The following is a 17915-nucleotide window of genomic DNA, read 5'->3' on the forward strand; positions in this document are numbered from 1 at the left end:
AGGTGACGCGCCATGGCAGGCGGTCGCTGCTGGTAAGATGCATGAGGACGCCTTCGACCGAACGATTCCTTGCGAAAAAAATTAATGTGGCCGGGTTCTGACGTCTCGAGCGGTTGCCGGTCAGCTCAGAACAATGATGCCGCCAGGCAAAGTCCGCGCTTTTGCGCCGAAAATATGCACGATCTGGACAATGATCTTGTCGGTTTCAGTCGTCGGCAACTGCGCGGTCAGCAGCCGGCGGCCGATACTTTCGTTCATGAGCACGATCCGGCCCGGACGATAGCGATTGACCTCGGCAATGACCTGCGCGACCGGCATGCCGTCGAAGATCAGGGCGCCATGCCGCCATGCAGTTACCTGTCCAGGATCCACTGCGGTGACGGCGCTGATGACCTCATCTCCATAGCTGGCCTGCTGCGTGGCATCGAGCCGCGTGGCGATACCGGCCCGCTCGATGGTCAGGTTGCCGTTCAGGCAAGTGATAGAGACCTGTGAGCCGTCGCACCGAACATTGAAGTTCGAGCGCGTCGCGACGATCCGCCCGGATGCGGCGAGCACGGTCAAGCTGGACGACGCAGCGCCGGTGGAGAACGCCGCTTCCCCGGAAACCAGCTCCACCAGTGTGGTATCGGCCGTTTGCGACCGGACCGCAACACTCGTTTTGGTATTGAGATCGAGCGACGTGTTGTCGGCAAGCGTCACTTGCCGAAGCTCGCCCGCGCCGGTCCGGTAATCCGCCGTCAACTCGGAATAGGACGGCCAGAGACTCATGGGCGGCTTGACCACGGCATAGGCCACCGAAGCAGCCAGCGCCCCTCCAATAAATGCGCGACGCCCCATCGACGCGGGGGGCACAAGCCTTCCCACCGGTTCGCCGGTGACATTCCCACCTGCTCGCGTGCTTGCGACCGGACCGAGTGCGCCCCAGACACGCCGCGCATTTGCATAGGCCGCAGCATGGGCGGGGCTTCGCGCGTACCACACCTTCATCGCCTCGACCTCTGCCGAAGCCATGTCGCCGCCCATGAAGCGGACGATCCATTCATAGGCCTCGCGCTGAATCGGATCGACGCCGGCGAACGCTGCAACGTCCTCGTCTGCCGTTATGGGGATCATCGGCTCGAACTCATCGCGCTTCGTCATCGTACGTTTCAGGCGCCGCAATCGGCGTCCCTCGTTCCTTAGATGTTTGGGAGGCCCCGGGACCGAAACGCTGGACGACATCCCGGTTCAGACACGCCCCACATTGAAGCAGCGCAACCTTCAGCTCTTTCTCAACAAGCCGTTGCGAAACCCCCAACTGTTCAGCAATATCAGCGAGTCGCATCCCGACCACGCGCGCAGAGAAAACAATTTGGCGGCGTCGCGGCGTCAATCCGTCATATGCCTGTTGCAGCGCCTCGATTTGCTGGCGCGCCTCGAGCGTTTGCAGCGGACCTGGCAATTCATCGACAATACCGAGAGTGGCGTCAAGGTCCAGGATGCTGGTCGATCGCCGTTCGCGGCGAAGGCGCATCCTGGCGATGTTGGTCGCGATTGCCAGAAGATACTGTTTTGGAGCAGCGATGATACCGATCTGCGCCGGCCGCTCGAGCCGCAGGTAGGTTTCCTGCAACGCTTCCCCGGCCAGATCCTCCGAACCAAGCCGGCGCGTCAGCACTTTCTTCATCTCGTCGTATTGACTGACGAGCGCCTCACGCAACGTCGCGGCCTGCACTGCATCGCTCATGGGGCGTTGCCGTCGGATTGCGGACATTCCGCCGCTATTCGCGACGTCCGCGGCAAGACCATCAGCGTAACCGGTTGCGGCATTGCCGTAGGGGGCGCCTGGTCGATCACGAGCCTGCGCATCGCCGTTGCGTAGGCCAAATCTCTTTCTTCGGATCCCGTCGGCTGCAGGAGCTCCGCGCGCGCGACCGCTCCTGACTGCGAGATCCAAAGCCGGACGATGAGTTCTGACGGAACGAGCTGGATTTCAGGCGTTCGACAGAATGCAGCGCGTAGGCTTGCCTGGATACGTGTGAAGTAAGAAGAAAATTCAGCCGCCTTGCTCCTGAGAGCGGGCAGATCGCGCTCCGGTGCCACGGGCCGGCCGGGCAAAATTGTAAGGGTCCCCGGCTCAAAGGATGCCACAGACAAGCCGGTCCCTTTCAGAAGCCGCCTCAGCGCTACGTCCGGCAAGAATGCACCAACCACAGCCGACGATCTATGGGCCTCGATCAGGCTGCTTTCGTAATAGAGATCGTGATTTGTGACGGCCCTGTAGACCTTGAGCGACGCGGCGAGCGATTGCGAAGGGATATCGAACTGAAGCTGACCCGACGATTTGGGGGCCTGCGCACTTGCCGTTCCTTGTGGAACGAGAACCAGCGATGCTGCAATCACAAGCGCAGAGAGGTCGCCGAACAGACGATGTAGGCAATCAACACATGCTCCCCGGCCAGGCTCACACTCGGTTCTGCCACGCATGTTCGAAGCCCGCTCATGCCATTCAGACATTAATCCCAGCTTCAGACACGCACTAAGCTCAACGGCCTGAAGGCCAGACGGATTAGGTCTCCAGGGGACCGACAAGGAACGAGAGGTAAAGGGAGATTGCTACGATTTCAAGACAGCGGCCATGCGCCCACATTGGCCGCATTGACGTGCCCCCACCAAATTAGGCCAGTTTGATCTGGAATTTTCCATTTATGATCCCCTGACAGGGAGAGGAGAGTTCCATGAAGGCATCGAAGTTTTCAGAAGCGCAGATCGTATTCGTTTTGAAGCAGGCGGAAGATGGCTCGGCAGTCGCGGAGGTCTGCCGCGTTCAGAACGTTCTATTGCAGTTTGCCCGGCGCGACGGACACCGGTACATTGCTCCTGCCAGTTCACTTTCCTTCACCGACTGTCGGTTGTGTCGAAGCGAAAGGAGACCAATTTCATTATCGTTTCATCAAATGCGGTTGCGGCTGATCTCAGAAGTGCAGGTCGGTAGATATCCTCCAGTGGAGCGGCAGCATGTGCCTCTCCGTCGAATTCAAGGACTTTCTCAAATCCATCCGGCATCGCCTACGGCCGTATAAGCATGCTTTGCAGCTCAATACTCATTGCATTCCATGATATCCTCGCGAATGGCTGCGGCTGCGGCCACCGGATCACGCTCCGCGATAGCCGAACAGGCTTTCAGGTGATACTTCACCGCCTTGCGGATATGGGCCTGATCCGGTTTGGACTGGCGCACGACAGGGCCGATGCGCATCCACAGCGGTTCTAGCAAATTGCTGACGAAGGAGATCCTACTCATATCGGCGATCGCCATATGGAAATTGTAGTTCGCCTCGAGGAAGAGATCGAGATTGTGGGTGTCGGCAGCGGTTTCGATGTCCGTGCAATACCTACGCAGGTCCGCCAGTTCCGCATCGGTCCGCTCGATGGCGGCGCGTTCGGCCGCCGTTCCCTCGAGAAGCATGCGTAGCGTGCGAATATCCTGCAGTTCCTTTATCGAGAAGGAAGGAACCATCATCGTGCGGTTTGCCGTCGAGATCACGCAGCCGATGCTTTCCAGCCGCTGCAACGCATCGCGGACGGGCATGAGGCTCGTGCCCAGGCTGGCGGCAAGGCTCCTCAGCGGCAGCTTCTGACCGGGTGCAAACCGCCCCATCATCAGATTGCGCTTCAGGAGCGTAAAAATCTGCTCGTGCAACATCTCGCGCAGGACCGGTGGCAAGTCCAGCGCATCGGTCGGCAGAACGCCGGATGGCACCTGATCGTCGAAATTCGTCATCCTTGGTCCATTCTTACTTGATAAAGTGTTATAACACTAAACATCTTCTGTTGACAGGAAAAAGAATGGGCTGCAGATTGCTTTCCGTCGAGCGTTATAACACTGAACGAGAAAACGATCATGGTCACGCTGAACTGCGACATGGGAGAGAGCTTCGGGCCGTGGCGGTTCGGTGACGATGAGGGCATCATGCCATTCATCGACTGCGCCAACATCGCCTGCGGCTTTCATGCCGCAGATCCTCTCACAATGCGAAAGACCGTCGATCTGGCCGTCTCGCACGGCAAGGCTATCGGCGCGCATCCCTCGCTGCCCGACAAGGAAGGCTTCGGCCGACGCGAGATGCGGCTGACGCCGGACGAGTTGCGGGCTGCCTTCGTCTATCAGATCGGCGCTCTTTCGGGTTTCGTGCGCGCTGCCGGCACGACGCTCAGCCACGTCAAGCCGCATGGCATCGTATACGGCATGGCCGCTCGCGAGATGGAAACGGCCCTTGCCATTGCCGAGGCCGTCAAGGTTTTCGATGTGCCACTCTTCGGCATGAGCGGGACCTGCCACGAAGAGGCGGCGCGCACGGTCGGCGTGCCTTTTATTGGGGAGTTCTTCGCCGATCTTTCCTATAGCCCGGACGGGCGGCTGATCATTCCGCGCAGCCATTCGGCCATCGACCTCTCAAAGGCTTCCGCGCGCCTGGAAACCGCCCTTCTGGACAAGCAGGTCGCAGCGATAGACGGCACCATGCTGCCGATCTCCTTCGGCACGGTCTGCATTCATTCGGATCCACCGAACGCCCGCGATGTGGCAGCCGCGGTTCGCAGCGTCCTCGACTCGTCCCGGTGACATTGCTCGGGGGCAAAAGACCTCGAAACCACGGACGTTGAAGAACCAACAGAGGAACGGAACATGACGAAACAATTTCTGATGACGACCGCACTGGCTCTTGTCGCTGGCACCATGCTGAGCGCTGGCATCGCCCGAGCGGCTGATGCGCTCGAAAGTTTTCCGGTCGAACTCGTCAACGGTGACAAGAAGACGGATGCCGACTGGAAGCTGATTAAGGCCAACGAGATTACCAAGCCGTGGAACATCTGCGTGCTATTCCCGCATTTGAAAGACAGCTACTGGGTTGCGGCGAACTACGGCATCGCCGACGAAATCCACCGGACCGGTACGGCGATGACGCTTTATGAAGCCGGCGGCTACACCAATCTTTCGACGCAGCTCAGCCAGATGGACAACTGCATCGCCCAGAAATTTGACGGCATCATTCTTGGGGCCATCAGTGCCGACGGCGTCGGCCCGCTGGTCAAGAAGGCGACCGACGCGGGTATTCCGGTGATCGATTTCGTCAATGGTGTCAAAGAACCGAGCGTTTCCGGCCATGCGCTGGTGAGCTTCTACGATCTCGCCTTCACCACCGGCAAGTACATCGTCGAGCAGTCGAAGGGCGGGCCTCTGGTCGTTGGCTTCTTCCCGGGGCCGCAGGGTGCTGGCTGGTCGGACGACGCGGTGCGCGGTTTCAACGATGCGATCAAGGGGTCGAAGGTCGAAGTGGCCGTCACGCGCCGCGGTGACACCGGCCTCAACGTGCAGCTCGATCTCATTAACAATGCGCTTCAGACCTACGAAAACATGACCTGGATCGTCGGTGTCGACGTTGCGGCACAGGCCGCGGCCGTCGCGGTTCGCAACGCCAATCTCGGCGCCAAGGTCAATGTCGCGGCGTTCGATATCATCCCGCCGGTCTATGAGGACATCGCGGCCGGCGCGACCAAGGCCTCGCCGACCGACTTCACCTCGCTTCAGGGCCGCCTGGCCGTCGATATGGCCCTGCGGCTCCTCGAAGGCCAGACGCTGGCTGCCAAGCGCGCAGGCCCGAAACCTGCCATGGTCACTGCGGAAACGATCAAGGCGTACAACATGACCGACATGTTTGCGCCGAAGGGATACAGCGTCGAGTTCGCAATCAAAGCCACGAAAAAATGAGCGGCTCCCCTGACCGCGTGGAGGGTGAGGCCTTCGCCTCACTCTCCGGTGCATCCAAGTTCTATGGCAGCTATGCCGCGTTGAAGGACGTCAGCCTGACGCTCCGATGCGGCGAGGTGCATATGTTGTTGGGCGAAAACGGCGCCGGCAAATCGACGCTTGTCAGCCTTCTGACCGGCAGCAACATGATGGATGCCGGTGAACGGATGGTGCGGGGAAAGCCCTGCGCGACGCTAACGCCGCTCGAAGCACGCGAGGCCGGTATCAATGCCGTGTTGCAGGACTTCGCTTTGGCCCCGACGCTGACGGTTGCCGAAAACTATGCGCTCGGACGCGAGCGGACCCGAAGCGGGTTTCTCGACAAATCCGCGATGCGCAACGACGTGCTGGATGCCATGCGCACACTCGGCGTCCAGTTGGACCCCGATGTGCGCGTGGATACGTTGACGCGGGCCGAACAGCAATTACTGGAAATCCTGCGGGCACTTGGCGGCAAGCCCGGCGCGCTCATCCTCGACGAGCCAACGGCAACGCTTAGCCACGACGAATCCGAACATCTGTTTTCGGCCATTGCCGCCCTAAAGCAGGACGGCTGGGCCATTCTCTATATCAGCCATCGCATGGAGGAGATCCGCCGGCTCGGCGATGTCGTCACCATCCTGCGCGACGGCCGGCAGACGGGATTCCATCGTCTGGCCGACGTCACGAACGATCAGATGATCGCCGAGATGGTCGGCCGCGAAATGTCGAGCTTCTATCCGGACATCGCGCATGCGCCGGCGGGCATGGCGCTGGAGGTCAGAGGGCTGTCGTCCGGCGGCAAGCTCAAGGACGCCTCGATCACCGTGCGCTTCGGCGAGATCGTCGGGCTCGGCGGTCTCGTCGGCTGCGGCAAGGCCGAACTTGCCCGCGTCGTCTTCGGGCTGATGCCTATCGACGGCGGCGAGATCCTGGTCGAAGGCCAGTCTGTCACGGCCCCGACGCCGAAGAGCATGCTCAATCGCGGCCTCATCTATCTGCCGCAGGACCGGCGTGGCGAAGCCCTGGCGCTCAACCGGTCGATCGCCGATAACGTCGTTCTGGAAGTTCTCGGAGCGCCGGGTTCGACGCGCTGCGGCTTCGTGCAGACCGGCGTACTGTCGGCGCTGGTGAGCGATCTTCTTGCGCGTCTCAAGGTACAACCGGCCGAACCGCAGAAGAAGGTGCAGGAACTATCGGGCGGCAACCAGCAGAAGGTCGTTCTCGGCCGGGCACTCAGTCGTTCCCGCAAGATCTACATTTTCGACGAACCGACCGCCGGCATCGACGTCGGTGCGCGGCTCGATTTCTACCATCAACTTCAACAGCTATGCCGCGACGGCGCGGCCATTCTTCTCGTCAGCTCCGATCTCCAGGAGTTGGTGCATCTCTCGCATCGCGCCTACGTGATGCATGAGGGGGTCTGCGTGGCAGACCTTGGCCGCAAGAACATCACCGAGGATGTCGTCGTCGCCTATGCTTTTGGTGAGAAGCCGAAAGGACCCCTGCAATGACCGAACTTCGCTCCAGCGCCGGCACCATACCCTCGGCCACCACCAACATCGCCGCGAAAGTGCTGCGCTTCGGCGCCCTGCCGATCATTCTCCTGATCTGCATCGTCGTATTCCAACTGGGTAATCCGCGTTTTCTCAGTTCCGCCAATACGCTCAACATGGTGCAACAGGGCGTTTTCCTGATGCTCATCGCCTTCGGCCAGATGCTGGTGCTGCTGGCTGGCGGCTTCGACCTGTCGGTGGGCGCCGTGGTGGCGCTGACCTCCGTCATCGCGGCAAAGGTCATGGTCGCCGTGGCGCTCGCCTTTCCGGATGCCGCGTGGATGTCAGTCGGCGCAGGGTTTCTGGCAATGATTCTGACGGGCGCTGTCGCCGGGCTGGTCAACGGCTTCGGCGTGGCGATCCTGAAGGTCAATGCCTTCATCGTGACGCTGGCAACCGCCTCGATTTTTCGCGGCGTCACGCTGGTGATCTCGCAGGGCCAGCAAGTGAGCGGCCTGCCGAGGGATTTCGTCTACGGCATCGGCTCCGGCTTCTTCCACGGCATTCCGGTGTCCGCGATCATCGCGACGCCGGCCCTCGTCCTTGTCTATCTGCTCGTTCATCACATGAAATTCGGCCGATACGTCTATGCGATCGGCTCCAACATCCGTTCGGCCATCGTCGCTGGCGTCAACATCAATTGGTATCTGATCGCCAGCTACGTGCTGTGCGCCACCATGACCGCCTTTTCCGGCTGGCTGCTGACGGCTCGGGTTTCCTCGGGCGAACCGCTGCTCGGCGGCGAGTTTCCGCTCAACTCGATCGCTGCGGCCGTGATCGGAGGCTGCTCGCTACGCGGCGGCGAAGGCTCGGTCGCGGGCGTCTTCATGGGCGTCGTGTTCATCACCGTGCTGGCCAACGGTATGGACCTGATGCGGATCGGCTCGAACTATCAGATGATCGTGCTCGGTATCGTTCTGGTCGGCGCCGTCGTTCTCGATCGCTACCGCGCTGCCAATGCTGCCAGGCGCTGACGCAATCGCTTGTCTTACCTATTCAGAATAACAGGATACTAGTCATGCTCTCCCTCCCTTCATCCGCGGCAGCCCTCAAGTTCGAAAAGGGCTTCATCGACGGCAAATGGACCGATGCCGACGGCGGCAGTACCATCGACGTCGTCAATCCGGCCGATGGCAGCCTCGTCGGCCGGGTGCCGAACATGGGCGCCGCCGAGACGGAAAAAGCCATCGCCGCTGCCGAAGCTGCCCTGCCGGCATGGCGGGGGCTGGCTGCGAAGGAGCGGAGCCGGTATCTGCGCCGCTGGCATGACCTCGTCCTGGAAAACCAGGAAGCGCTGGCGCAACTCCTGACCTTTGAACAGGGCAAGCCGATCGCCGAGGCGCGCGGCGAGATCGCTTATGGCGCCACCTTCATCGAATGGTATGCCGAGGAGGCAAAACGGGTCTACGGCGATACGATCCCGGCACCGAAGGCCGGCAGCCGCATCATCGTTCAGAAACAGGCGATCGGGGTCGCGGCCGCGATCATTCCTTGGAACTTCCCCTCCGCGCTTTTCAACCGCAAATGCGCGCCGGCGCTGGCCGCCGGCTGCACGGTGATCGTCAAGCCGTCAGAGTTTACGCCATTCAGCGCCCTGGCGCTGGCCGAACTTGCCCACCGGGCCGGCATTCCGGACGGTGTGCTGAACGTCGTCACCGGCGATCCCGCCAATATAGGCAAATCCCTGACGGGCAGCCGCGCGGTCCGCAAGCTGAGCTTCACCGGCTCGACGCGGGTCGGCAAGCTGCTGCTGGAGCAGGCGGCAAAAACGGTCAAGAAGACTTCGATGGAGCTCGGCGGCAATGCACCGCTGATCGTCTTCGACGACGCCGATATCCCGACCGCCATCCAGGCCTGCATGAATTCCAAGTTCCGCAATTCCGGCCAGACCTGCGTCTGCGCCAACCGCATCTATGTGCAGGATGGTATCTACGATGCTTTCAGCATGGCACTGGTCGAGGCCGTGTCGAAGCTGAAGGTAGGTTCCGGGATCGAGAACGACGTCACGATCGGACCACTGATCAACATGGCCGCAGTCGTCAAGGTCGAGCGGCATATTGCCGATGCGATGGCGCATGGCGGCACCATCGTTCACGGAGGGGCGCGGCACGAAAAGGGCGGCACCTTCTTCCAGCCGACCGTCATCGCAGGCGCCAACGACCGCATGGAGCTGTCGCAGGACGAGACCTTCGGTCCCGTGGCGCCACTCTTCCGGTTTTCCAGCGAAAGCGAGGCGGTTACGCTCGCCAATGCGACCGACTACGGTCTGGCGGCCTATATTTTCACCCGGGACCTCGATCGGATGTGGCGGGTGACTGATGCGATCGAAACGGGGATGGTCGGCGTCAATGAAGGACTGATCTCCAACGAAGTGGCTCCCTTCGGCGGCATCAAGGAGAGCGGACTGGGTCGCGAAGGGTCGCGGTACGGCATCGATGAATATCTCGAACAGAAGTACATTCTGATTTCGCCGACCATCGCCGCCTGACACGCAAGGACATCGTCATGAATACGCTTTCAAACTCTCTCCATCATGCAGACATCACCACCACGCTGCATCCCTACACCGATGCGCGGGCGCATGAGAAAAAGGGACCTATCGTTATCGAACGTGGCAAGGGCATCTATGTCTACGACGATGCGGGGCGCGAATATATCGAGGGCCTGGCCGGTCTCTGGTCGGTCGGCGTCGGCTTTGACGAGCCGCGCCTGGTCGCGGCGGCATCAGCGCAGATGGCGAAGCTGCCCTACTACCACACCTTCAGCGACAAGGCGCACGAACCCTCCATCCGGCTCTCCGAAAAGCTGGTCGAAATAACGCCCGAGCAAATCACCCGCGTCTTCTTCACCAGCTCTGGCTCCGAGGCCAACGACACGATGGTGAAGATGGTATGGTACATGAACAATGCACTGGGCCGGCCGCGGAAGAAGAAGTTTCTCGCCCGCACCAAGGGTTACCACGGCATCACCGTCGCTTCCGGCAGTCTCACGGGCTTGCCTAACAATCACCGAGATTTCGACCTTCCGGCGATACCGGTCCGGCATCTGACCTGCCCGCACTTCTACCGCTTTGGCGCGGAAGGGGAGAGCGAGGCCGCCTTCACGGCACGGCTCGTTGCCGAAGCCGAGGCGGTAATCCTTGAGGAAGGCGCTGACACAATCGCAGCCTTCATCGGCGAACCTCTGATGGCCGCCGGCGGGGTCATGCCGCCGCCTGCGGGCTACTGGCAAGGGATCGAGGCGCTCTGCCGCAAATACGACATCCTGCTGGTTGCCGACGAGGTCATCAACGGTTTCGGCCGGCTCGGCAGTTCCTTCGGCGCCGTCCATTACGGCTTCAAGCCGGATATCATGATCGTCTCGAAGCAACTGACCTCATCCTACCTGCCGCTGGCCGCCGTGTTGTTTTCGGAAGCCGTCTATGACGCCATCGCCGACAACACGGCGAAGATTGGTACATTCGGCCACGGCTTTACTGCCTCCGGCCATCCGGTCGCCACGGCGGTGGGGCTGGAAAACCTGAAGATCATCGAGGAGCGCGACCTGATGGGCAACGCCGCCCGTATGGGCGCTATTCTCCAAGCAAAGCTTTCCGCGTTGTCGGACCATCCGCTGATCGGCGAGGTGCGTGGCGCCGGCCTGATCGCCGGCGTGGAGATGGTCGCCGACAAGGCCACCCGCCGGCCGTTCAGGACGCCCGGTAAGGTCGGCGCCTATGCCTTTGGCGCCGGTCACGAACACGGCCTGATTGTACGCGCAATCGGCGATACGTTGGCGCTGTGCCCGCCGATGATCATCACCGAAGAGCAGGTGGACGAACTCTTCCGGCGCTTCGTCAAGACGCTCGACCAGACGGCCGGCTGGGTGAAGGCGGAAGGCCTGAACTGACACCTGGCGGTACAGAGAAGGGAAGACGATTGTGATCTACGACCAGCCGAAATTCTTGCCCGCGGGCGACCGCTACATACTGATCGAATTCGGCAACGAGATGAACCTCGATCTCAACTTCATGGCGCAGGGGCTGGCCTCCGCGGTGGCCTCCGCCGGTATTGACGGCGTGATCGAAACGGCGCCCTGCTTTGCCTCGCTGCTGGTGCATTACGAGCCCGCCCGGATCACTTACTCCGACGTCGTGCGGGAACTGTCGGTCTTGGTTTCCTCGCTCGGATCGTCGGACGATATCGAACTGGAGAGCCGGCTGTTCTATCTGCCTGCGCTCTATCTCGATCCCTGGACCAAGGAGTGCGTCGAAGATTACTGCGCCAAAATCGCCCGGAAAGTGCCGGACCCAGAACTGATAATACAGGAAAACGGCCTTCAGGACGTCGATCATCTGGTACGGCTGCATTCCTCGTCGGAATACTGGGTTGCGGCACTTGGCTTCTGGCCGGGGCTTCCCTTCCTGATGGCGCTCGATCCGAGAGCACGGCTGACCGCGCCGAAATACAATCCGCCGCGAACCCACACGCCACAAGGGGCGATCGGTCTTGGCGGTGCCGCCAATTCGATCTATCCGGTCGCCACGCCCGGCGGCTATCAGATCTTCGGCCGAACGCCGGTACCCATCTGGGATTCCACCGGCAAGCGGGACGGCTTCGAGGGCGGGCTCTGCCTGTTCCGCCCCGGCGACCGGATCAGGTTCGTGCCGGTCACGCGCGAGGAATACGACGCGGCAGAGGCCGCGGTAAACGAGAACCGTTACCAGTACACCGTCGTCGAGTACCAGAAGTTCGTGGTCAAAAATTATAAGACCTGGACCGCCAAAGTTGGCGGCGGCGCAACGCAGGGAGCGCAGTCATGATCGAGGTCGTGAAAGCCGGGCTTGAAACGTCGATCCAGGATTATCCAGGCCGCATAGGATACTGGAACCAGGGTTTTCCGCCCTCCGGGCCGATGGACGGCTGGTCGTTCCGCATGGCCAATCTTCTGGTCGGCAATGCGCCCGGAACTGCCGGTCTGGAATGCCAGTTCCTCGGGCCAACACTGAGGTTCTCGGACAGCCGCACCATTGCCGTGACCGGCGCGGACATGCGCCCGACGCTTGACGGCGAGGCGCTGCCTTTCTGGCAATCGGTCGCGGTCAAGGCGGGCCAGACGCTGGCCCTCGGTGCCGCGCGCCTCGGTGCCCGCGGCTATATCGCGGTCTCGGGCGGCTTCGCCAATGACGCGAAGCTCGGTTCGCGCTCCACCTTCACCAAGGCGGGCGTCGGCGGCATTGGAGGCCATTCGGTCAAGCCGGGGCAGCACCTGCCGCTCGGAGAAGGCGGCGGAACGGCGGGCCTGAGCGTGCCGCCGGAGCATCGTCCGGCGATCCGTTCCGATAAGGAATGGGACATTGAGGTCTGTGCCGGTCCCAATGACGACTGGATCGATGCGGCCGGCCAGGAACGGTTCCTGTCATCCCCCTGGGTGCTCTCGGCCAAGTCCGACCGCACGGGTTTCCGGCTCGATGGGCCGGAATGGACATTCGCCGAAAAGGCAACGAACAAGCCCAGGGAACACGGTTCGCTGCCCTCCAACATCATCGACCATGGTTACCCCATGGGGGCGATCAACCTGGCCGGCCAGACGCCGATCATCCTCGTCAACGACGGTCCATCGATGGGCGGCTTCATCAATCCCTACACGGTGCCGTCGGCAGCGTTCTGGAAGCTCGGCCAGGCAAAGCCCGGCGAACGTTTTCATTTCAAGCTGGTGAGCGTCGACGAAGCGCAGGCGCTGGCGGCCCGGATGACGGCGCTCTGCGTGCCCGCCAGCCTGACCACCGTATAATTTCCAGAGATCGAGGATCACCATCATGGCAAAACAGACCCTTCGCGCCCCGCTTCCCGGCGTCTTCTTTCGGCGTCCGTCGCCCGACGAGGCGGTCTTCAAGGAAGCCGGCGATACGGTGGCGGCCGGGGACACGGTGGGACTGGTGGAGGCGATGAAGTCGTTCTTTCCGGTCGAGGCGGAAACCGGCGGCACGCTCGTGCGCTTTCTCGTCGAGGATGGCACGCCCGTCGACGCTGACGATGCGATCGCCGAGATCGAGTAACCGATGACTATCAGCAAACTTTTCATAGCCAACCGCGGCGAGATCGCCGTGCGTATCATCCGGGCTGCCAGGGCGCTCGGCATCCGGACGGTCCAGGCAGCCAGCGAAGCCGACACCGAGATGCTGGCATGCCGGATGGCCGACGAGGTGGTGGTGATCGGTGCCGCGCAGGCGGGCAAGTCCTATCTCGACATCGACGCTGTGGTGAAGGCGGTCAAGGACAGCGGCGCCGATGCGGTTCATCCCGGATACGGTTTTCTCTCCGAAAATCCACTCTTCGTCGAGGCGATCGAGGCGGCCGGCGTGACATTCGTCGGACCGGGTGCGGAAACGATCCGCACGATGGGCGACAAGGCGATGGCACGCGACGAGGCGATGGCAGCCGGCGTCCCGGTGGTTCCCGGCAGCAACGGCCGCATCGGCGATCTTGACGATGCTCGCCGTGTCGCCCGTGATATCGGCTACCCGGTAATGATCAAAGCTAGCGCCGGCGGCGGTGGGCGCGGCATCCGAGTCGTCGAGGACGAGGCTTCTCTCGAAAAACTGGTGCCGCAGGCGATGGCAGAAGCCCGGGCGGCTTTCGGTGACGACGGTCTCTACATGGAGCGCTATATCCGCCGGGCGCGGCATATCGAAGTGCAGATACTCGGCGATGGTACTGACGTCGTGCATCTGTTCGAGCGCGAATGCTCGCTGCAGCGCAAGCGCCAGAAAATCTGGGAAGAGGCGCCGGCGACGATGCTGCCGCTCGCAACGCGGCAGGCGCTCTGCGAATCCGCAGCCGCGCTGGCCCGTCGGGTCGGCTACAAGGGGGCCGGCACGCTCGAATATCTCTACGACGATCTGACCGGCGAGTTCTTCTTCATCGAGATGAATACCCGCATCCAGGTCGAGCATCCGGTCACCGAAATGATCACCGGCATCGATCTGGTTCAGGCGCAATTGCGCATCGCCGGCGGCGAAACGCTGTGGCTGACGCAGGACGACATCCGCCAGACGGGTCATGCCATCGAGGTGCGGATCAATGCAGAAAATGCGGCAAGGATGTTCATGCCGTCGCCTGGTCTGGTGACAGGGTATCAGGCCCCTGAGGGAGAGTGTGTTCGTTTCGACACTTTGCTCTATGAAGGCTACCGGGTGGTTCCGTTTTATGATTCCCTGATCGGAAAGCTGATCGTCTCGGGAGCGGATCGCGCCGAGGCCATCGAACGGCTGAAACGGGCGCTGGCGGATCTGCGGATCGAGGGGATCCACACGACCGCTCCGTTGCACGTGATGCTGGCCGACGATCCGGATGTCCGGGCCGGCAACGTCAGTACCTCTTGGCTCGAAGACTGGATGAAAACCAGCGGGAGCCAGCGGTCTGGCCCCAAACCTTGACCACAATGGATGCGGTTACCCGCTTTGGTCTTCCCTGATGACGCTCCGCCTCTGTCCGGTGTCGGCAGTGGCGCTGGGCACAAGATGGCGCGCACCATATGGGCGCTACCCGTTAAAAATGCTGATACCAAGCGCCGGCGATCATGCCAGCGCGAGCCAGTGAAATCTACCATCCACACCTCAATGACCGCTTCGCGCCGATAGCGTTGAAAACGTCGTGGTCGGCCCCGGTTCGGATTTTTCTAGTCTCACTGGTGAGCCTTGCGCATATTGACGTGAGGGACCATGTTGCATCTCGCAAAATCGATCACGGGTCAGCTAAGATCGGCTAAAGCCGCGTGCAGGGGGCGATTAGACCGAACCCGGGTCTTCGCGAAGAGTTTTAGGTCGATCGATTTTCGACTTTTTCAACCGTATCCACCACAAGCTACCATTCAAGAACGGCTTATTCCGCGTTTCGTGCATGAGCTTGCTTCGGCTCGGTGCCGACGCGCGTTCTGTGACCGGAGAAGCGCAGACATTCAGACTGGTGTATCGGAACGGTCGCAATCCGCTTACGGCGTTCTCCAAAACTGCAATCAGTCAATGTTTGATTGCAGACCGTCTTCTGCACTTACCGGAGTTTACTCGATGACCATCGATCCTAGCCTCACGTAAATTGGAACACGCAACAGCTCATTGCATAGTCTTGTCATCAGCCGCTCCTTCGTACCTCCGGCAGGTCTGGTGTTTCTCACCCTTGAGGAGGTGTTGAGCGTTACCGCGGACAGGTCAACGAGGGAACCCTTCGCAACTGGCGTTCGATTAGGGTCGGACCATCTTTCATCAAGATCGGCAAAGCCATTCTCTATCCGCTGGAAGAGCTCGATCGCTGGGATCGCAGAAATCTAGTTGTTTGCCGGCCTTCACGATCGCTCCCGTTGGAGGACGCTATATCGTGAAATCTGCCAGTCCGACAGTTGCCGCTGAGTGAGATGATCTGGCCTAGATAGATTCGATTCGGAATCCGTGCTACAATGTGTAGTGTGGGGTCTCGTGAAGGCAGGTGCATGATACTTCGGGTCTATCCCGATCTGTAACGAGGAACCAGCCCCAGCTACAACCTCATCAACGAGATGAGTGCGCGGCACGTCGTGATGCAGGCCCATCTTGGTCCACGCCGCATCGAAGGTGATGCGGTCATCCATGATGTGCTTTCGCCACTCAATGATGGTTGGCTCGCTGCGGCGTGGACCGCCGAGCAGGCACATGCGTACTAATTGTCCAAAAGCCCCGAGCTTGCCGGCCGCGTGCCAGACCTTGATGATCTCCTCATCCATCAGCGCGCGGCCCTTGGTTCGGCGCCCGCCCCTCTGCGCACGAGTTTCCTTGGGCGCGCGATAGCCGGCAAGCACGTTGTCCTCGACGTAACCTTCGCCGACACACCATTCGAGGAATGTGTGGGCGTGCTTGCGCAAGTCCCTTGCCGCACCGCGCTTACCGGCCTTGGTGATCTTATCCACCGCCGCCATGATTTGCCGGCGCGTCAATTCGCCGATGGCGACATCCAGATGATCCTTGAGACCGCGCCGCAGCGCGGACATCGCTGGCTTCCAGTTCAGGAATTGGCGTCCGGTCAGGGATGTCTGATAGGGGCCGTCTTCACGTATCAGGGCCACCAGCGTAGTGCACTGCATCTCGGCCAGTTGCTGGCGCTTGGCTTCGCGCTTGGCGTCGTTCGGATCGACCCCTGTGACCACCTCACCAGCGGCGATAGTGGCGGCCTTACGAGCCGCCCGCTCATTGAACCTTGGCCAGGCCCCGAGGGTCTTGCGCTGAGTGCCCCTCACTCCCGGCTTGGTGAACAGGTAGACCCAGGTCCGGCCGCCGGTCGCGCGCATGCGCAGCGCGAGACCAGGCAGCTTGTCGTCGTGGAGGTAATGCTGCGCCTTGCCCGGTGGCATTGTCGCGTCGCGGATGACCGTGTCGGTCAGCGTCAGATAGTTGATCGGCTCTCCCATGGTCCCTGCCCTTTTCGTTTTGTGCCCGCGCGGGAATGATCGGACCCGCAAGAACCGGGCCTCAGACCTTCCCTCGACTTTGTGTCCCAAGGGAAAATTCGCGGAGGGCACAACAGGGGCACACAAAATGGGCTATGGACCACTATGGTCTATAGTGGCCGCACATGACAAAAATGCCAGAATTATCAGTCGCTTCTACAAATTTACTATGGCTAGGGCTGGTTGGCTAGGGTCTACAGATTGTGGTTCACACGGGAGAGGTCCAAGGTTCGATCCCTTGTGCGCCCACCATTCCACCATTGACCGGCTGTCACCACCTCTGTCCGCCAGGACTGGGCGAAGCCAGGATTTGCTTAGGTCACAGATGGCGCAATCATTGGCAGCAAGCGTAGGGTCGGTTAGGCGCCCTTGCGCCGTAACCCACCATCGTGAGCCGCGATCCGGAGCCGGCGGGTTACGCGCTGGCGCGGCCGACGCTCCTCTGGCATCATCCGGACCGGCGGCTTGACGTTCATTAGAAGCGAGTAATCGGACCGGCGAAACAGCAGGCCCTCCCAATTGCAGTCCGGGCAGACGCCTCTCACCGTGTCCATGTGCTTTTTGTTCTTGCGGAGCATCTTCCTGGCCTTCAGCCAGAGATGGCAGGGATACACTGCGCTCGGCATGAGGAGGATAGGCATGTGGAAACAGCTTATTGTTTACGACCGCGCAAAAGGGCGGGAACGCTTTGAGGCACTCGTCGCCGACTATGCGACCTGGTCAAATTGGAAGCGGGCGTTTCTCGTGTTCTGCGTCGTCCTTGGCATCGTTGTCTTGCCATATGCCCATTACAGCAAGGGCGTGATGACTGTTGGATGGGATTCCATCGGACTGTCTCGCGACGTATCGCTGGCCGAAGATCCTTTCCTGTTTCATAGCATTTTCGCGTTCGGTGAAATCCTATCGCTGATTTCCCTCTTCGGCTTGATCAAGCTGCACCTCGCATATCGAGCATCGCGGTGAAACCGCCCTCTTAAATGCTTTGAAGTATACAACGCATTGAATCATGCTTGTCCCTACTCGTCACGTTAGCAAGCGCAGCGCGGGTTAGGCGCCCTTGCGCCGTAACCCACCATCGTGAGCCGCAATCCGGAGCCGGCGGGTTACGCGCTGCGCGCTAACCCGCCCTACGC

At 61.0% G+C, this 17915-nt stretch carries 16 protein-coding genes and 2 pseudogenes; 13 read left to right on the top strand and 5 right to left on the bottom strand.

Features of this window, described 5'->3' with window-relative positions; translation table 11 throughout:
* Positions 1-120: 120 nt before the first annotated feature.
* The 3 genes from ACUXVA_RS29010 to ACUXVA_RS29020 are packed head-to-tail and all read right to left on the bottom strand — an operon-like array spanning position 121 to position 2469.
* The gene (locus ACUXVA_RS29010) at positions 121-1143 is read right to left on the bottom strand and encodes a FecR family protein (RefSeq protein WP_445489682.1); all 1023 of its coding nucleotides are present in this window, start codon (positions 1141-1143) and stop codon (positions 121-123) included.
* Complete coding sequence (locus ACUXVA_RS29015) at positions 1127-1729, bottom strand: RNA polymerase sigma factor (RefSeq protein WP_265082448.1); 603 nt, start codon at positions 1727-1729, stop codon at positions 1127-1129. Before ACUXVA_RS29015 ends, ACUXVA_RS29010 begins: the two co-directional genes overlap by 17 nt.
* Positions 1726-2469 (bottom strand): STN domain-containing protein, encoded by a 744-nt coding sequence (locus ACUXVA_RS29020; RefSeq protein ID WP_445489684.1) that lies wholly within the window; start codon positions 2467-2469, stop codon positions 1726-1728. The genes ACUXVA_RS29015 and ACUXVA_RS29020 overlap by 4 nt, the downstream gene beginning before the upstream one ends.
* A gap of 251 nt (positions 2470-2720) precedes the next feature.
* Between ACUXVA_RS29020 and ACUXVA_RS29025 the strand changes: the two are divergent.
* Positions 2721-2807 (top strand): annotated as a pseudogene (locus tag ACUXVA_RS29025) (transposase); the annotation flags it as partial.
* A 272-nt stretch (positions 2808-3079) separates the two neighbouring features.
* Here the strand turns inward: ACUXVA_RS29025 and ACUXVA_RS29030 are convergent.
* On the bottom strand, positions 3080-3766 hold the full coding sequence (locus ACUXVA_RS29030) for a GntR family transcriptional regulator (RefSeq protein ID WP_265082446.1): 687 nt from the start codon (positions 3764-3766) through the stop codon (positions 3080-3082).
* A 120-nt stretch (positions 3767-3886) separates the two neighbouring features.
* Here ACUXVA_RS29030 and pxpA point away from each other — a divergent pair, with 120 nt between their 5' ends.
* The 11 genes and pseudogenes from pxpA to ACUXVA_RS29085 all read left to right on the top strand — a co-directional run bounded on the left by pxpA (position 3887) and on the right by ACUXVA_RS29085 (position 15684).
* A complete protein-coding gene (pxpA, locus tag ACUXVA_RS29035; RefSeq protein ID WP_265082445.1) occupies positions 3887-4606 on the top strand; it encodes a 5-oxoprolinase subunit PxpA in 720 nt (239 codons plus the stop codon).
* 63 nt (positions 4607-4669) lie between these two features.
* Entirely contained in the window at positions 4670-5752 is a 1083-nt protein-coding gene (torT, locus tag ACUXVA_RS29040) for a TMAO reductase system periplasmic protein TorT (RefSeq protein WP_265082444.1), read from the top strand.
* On the top strand, positions 5749-7284 hold the full coding sequence (locus ACUXVA_RS29045) for a sugar ABC transporter ATP-binding protein (protein WP_445489687.1): 1536 nt from the start codon (positions 5749-5751) through the stop codon (positions 7282-7284). Before torT ends, ACUXVA_RS29045 begins: the two co-directional genes overlap by 4 nt.
* Entirely contained in the window at positions 7281-8300 is a 1020-nt protein-coding gene (locus ACUXVA_RS29050) for an ABC transporter permease (protein ID WP_445489689.1), read from the top strand. Before ACUXVA_RS29045 ends, ACUXVA_RS29050 begins: the two co-directional genes overlap by 4 nt.
* A 44-nt stretch (positions 8301-8344) precedes the next feature.
* Positions 8345-9814: an NAD-dependent succinate-semialdehyde dehydrogenase gene (locus tag ACUXVA_RS29055; protein WP_445489691.1), complete on the top strand. Its 1470-nt coding sequence runs from the start codon at positions 8345-8347 to the stop codon at positions 9812-9814.
* 17 nt (positions 9815-9831) lie between these two features.
* Positions 9832-11214: an aspartate aminotransferase family protein gene (locus tag ACUXVA_RS29060; RefSeq protein WP_445489693.1), complete on the top strand. Its 1383-nt coding sequence runs from the start codon at positions 9832-9834 to the stop codon at positions 11212-11214.
* A gap of 31 nt (positions 11215-11245) precedes the next feature.
* A complete protein-coding gene (locus tag ACUXVA_RS29065; protein ID WP_445489695.1) occupies positions 11246-12127 on the top strand; it encodes a 5-oxoprolinase subunit B family protein in 882 nt (293 codons plus the stop codon).
* Complete coding sequence (locus ACUXVA_RS29070; protein ID WP_445489697.1) at positions 12124-13098, top strand: 5-oxoprolinase subunit C family protein; 975 nt, start codon at positions 12124-12126, stop codon at positions 13096-13098. The genes ACUXVA_RS29065 and ACUXVA_RS29070 overlap by 4 nt, the downstream gene beginning before the upstream one ends.
* A 25-nt stretch (positions 13099-13123) precedes the next feature.
* Entirely contained in the window at positions 13124-13363 is a 240-nt protein-coding gene (locus tag ACUXVA_RS29075) for an acetyl-CoA carboxylase (RefSeq protein ID WP_265082439.1), read from the top strand.
* Between the two features lie 3 nt (positions 13364-13366).
* Complete coding sequence (locus tag ACUXVA_RS29080; RefSeq protein WP_265082438.1) at positions 13367-14743, top strand: acetyl-CoA carboxylase biotin carboxylase subunit; 1377 nt, start codon at positions 13367-13369, stop codon at positions 14741-14743.
* 723 nt (positions 14744-15466) lie between these two features.
* Positions 15467-15684 (top strand): annotated as a pseudogene (locus tag ACUXVA_RS29085) (DNA-binding protein).
* On the opposite strand, the gene ACUXVA_RS29090 reads toward ACUXVA_RS29085, so the two are convergent.
* Entirely contained in the window at positions 15649-16743 is a 1095-nt protein-coding gene (locus ACUXVA_RS29090; protein WP_445489699.1) for an integrase arm-type DNA-binding domain-containing protein, read from the bottom strand. The pseudogene ACUXVA_RS29085 and the gene ACUXVA_RS29090 overlap by 36 nt on opposite strands.
* 678 nt (positions 16744-17421) lie before the next feature.
* Between ACUXVA_RS29090 and ACUXVA_RS29095 the strand changes: the two genes are divergently transcribed.
* Complete coding sequence (locus ACUXVA_RS29095) at positions 17422-17745, top strand: hypothetical protein (protein ID WP_265082436.1); 324 nt, start codon at positions 17422-17424, stop codon at positions 17743-17745.
* The last annotated feature ends 170 nt before the right edge of the window (positions 17746-17915 follow it).

Source organism: Rhodopseudomonas sp. RCAM05734 (assembly GCF_052658035.1).

What these genes read in the sequence shown, in the direction of transcription:
- ACUXVA_RS29010 (WP_445489682.1), bottom strand. Translation starts at nt 1,143, where the DNA reads ATGACGAAGCGCGATGAGTTCGAGCCGATGATCCCCATAACGGCAGAC.
- ACUXVA_RS29015 (WP_265082448.1), bottom strand. Translation starts at nt 1,729, where the DNA reads ATGAGCGATGCAGTGCAGGCCGCGACGTTGCGTGAGGCGCTCGTCAGT.
- ACUXVA_RS29020 (WP_445489684.1), bottom strand. Translation starts at nt 2,469, where the DNA reads ATGCGTGGCAGAACCGAGTGTGAGCCTGGCCGGGGAGCATGTGTTGAT.
- ACUXVA_RS29030 (WP_265082446.1), bottom strand. Translation starts at nt 3,766, where the DNA reads ATGACGAATTTCGACGATCAGGTGCCATCCGGCGTTCTGCCGACCGAT.
- pxpA (WP_265082445.1), top strand. Translation starts at nt 3,887, where the DNA reads ATGGTCACGCTGAACTGCGACATGGGAGAGAGCTTCGGGCCGTGGCGG.
- torT (WP_265082444.1), top strand. Translation starts at nt 4,670, where the DNA reads ATGACGAAACAATTTCTGATGACGACCGCACTGGCTCTTGTCGCTGGC.
- ACUXVA_RS29045 (WP_445489687.1), top strand. Translation starts at nt 5,749, where the DNA reads ATGAGCGGCTCCCCTGACCGCGTGGAGGGTGAGGCCTTCGCCTCACTC.
- ACUXVA_RS29050 (WP_445489689.1), top strand. Translation starts at nt 7,281, where the DNA reads ATGACCGAACTTCGCTCCAGCGCCGGCACCATACCCTCGGCCACCACC.
- ACUXVA_RS29055 (WP_445489691.1), top strand. Translation starts at nt 8,345, where the DNA reads ATGCTCTCCCTCCCTTCATCCGCGGCAGCCCTCAAGTTCGAAAAGGGC.
- ACUXVA_RS29060 (WP_445489693.1), top strand. Translation starts at nt 9,832, where the DNA reads ATGAATACGCTTTCAAACTCTCTCCATCATGCAGACATCACCACCACG.
- ACUXVA_RS29070 (WP_445489697.1), top strand. Translation starts at nt 12,124, where the DNA reads ATGATCGAGGTCGTGAAAGCCGGGCTTGAAACGTCGATCCAGGATTAT.
- ACUXVA_RS29075 (WP_265082439.1), top strand. Translation starts at nt 13,124, where the DNA reads ATGGCAAAACAGACCCTTCGCGCCCCGCTTCCCGGCGTCTTCTTTCGG.
- ACUXVA_RS29080 (WP_265082438.1), top strand. Translation starts at nt 13,367, where the DNA reads ATGACTATCAGCAAACTTTTCATAGCCAACCGCGGCGAGATCGCCGTG.
- ACUXVA_RS29090 (WP_445489699.1), bottom strand. Translation starts at nt 16,743, where the DNA reads ATGGGAGAGCCGATCAACTATCTGACGCTGACCGACACGGTCATCCGC.
- ACUXVA_RS29095 (WP_265082436.1), top strand. Translation starts at nt 17,422, where the DNA reads ATGTGGAAACAGCTTATTGTTTACGACCGCGCAAAAGGGCGGGAACGC.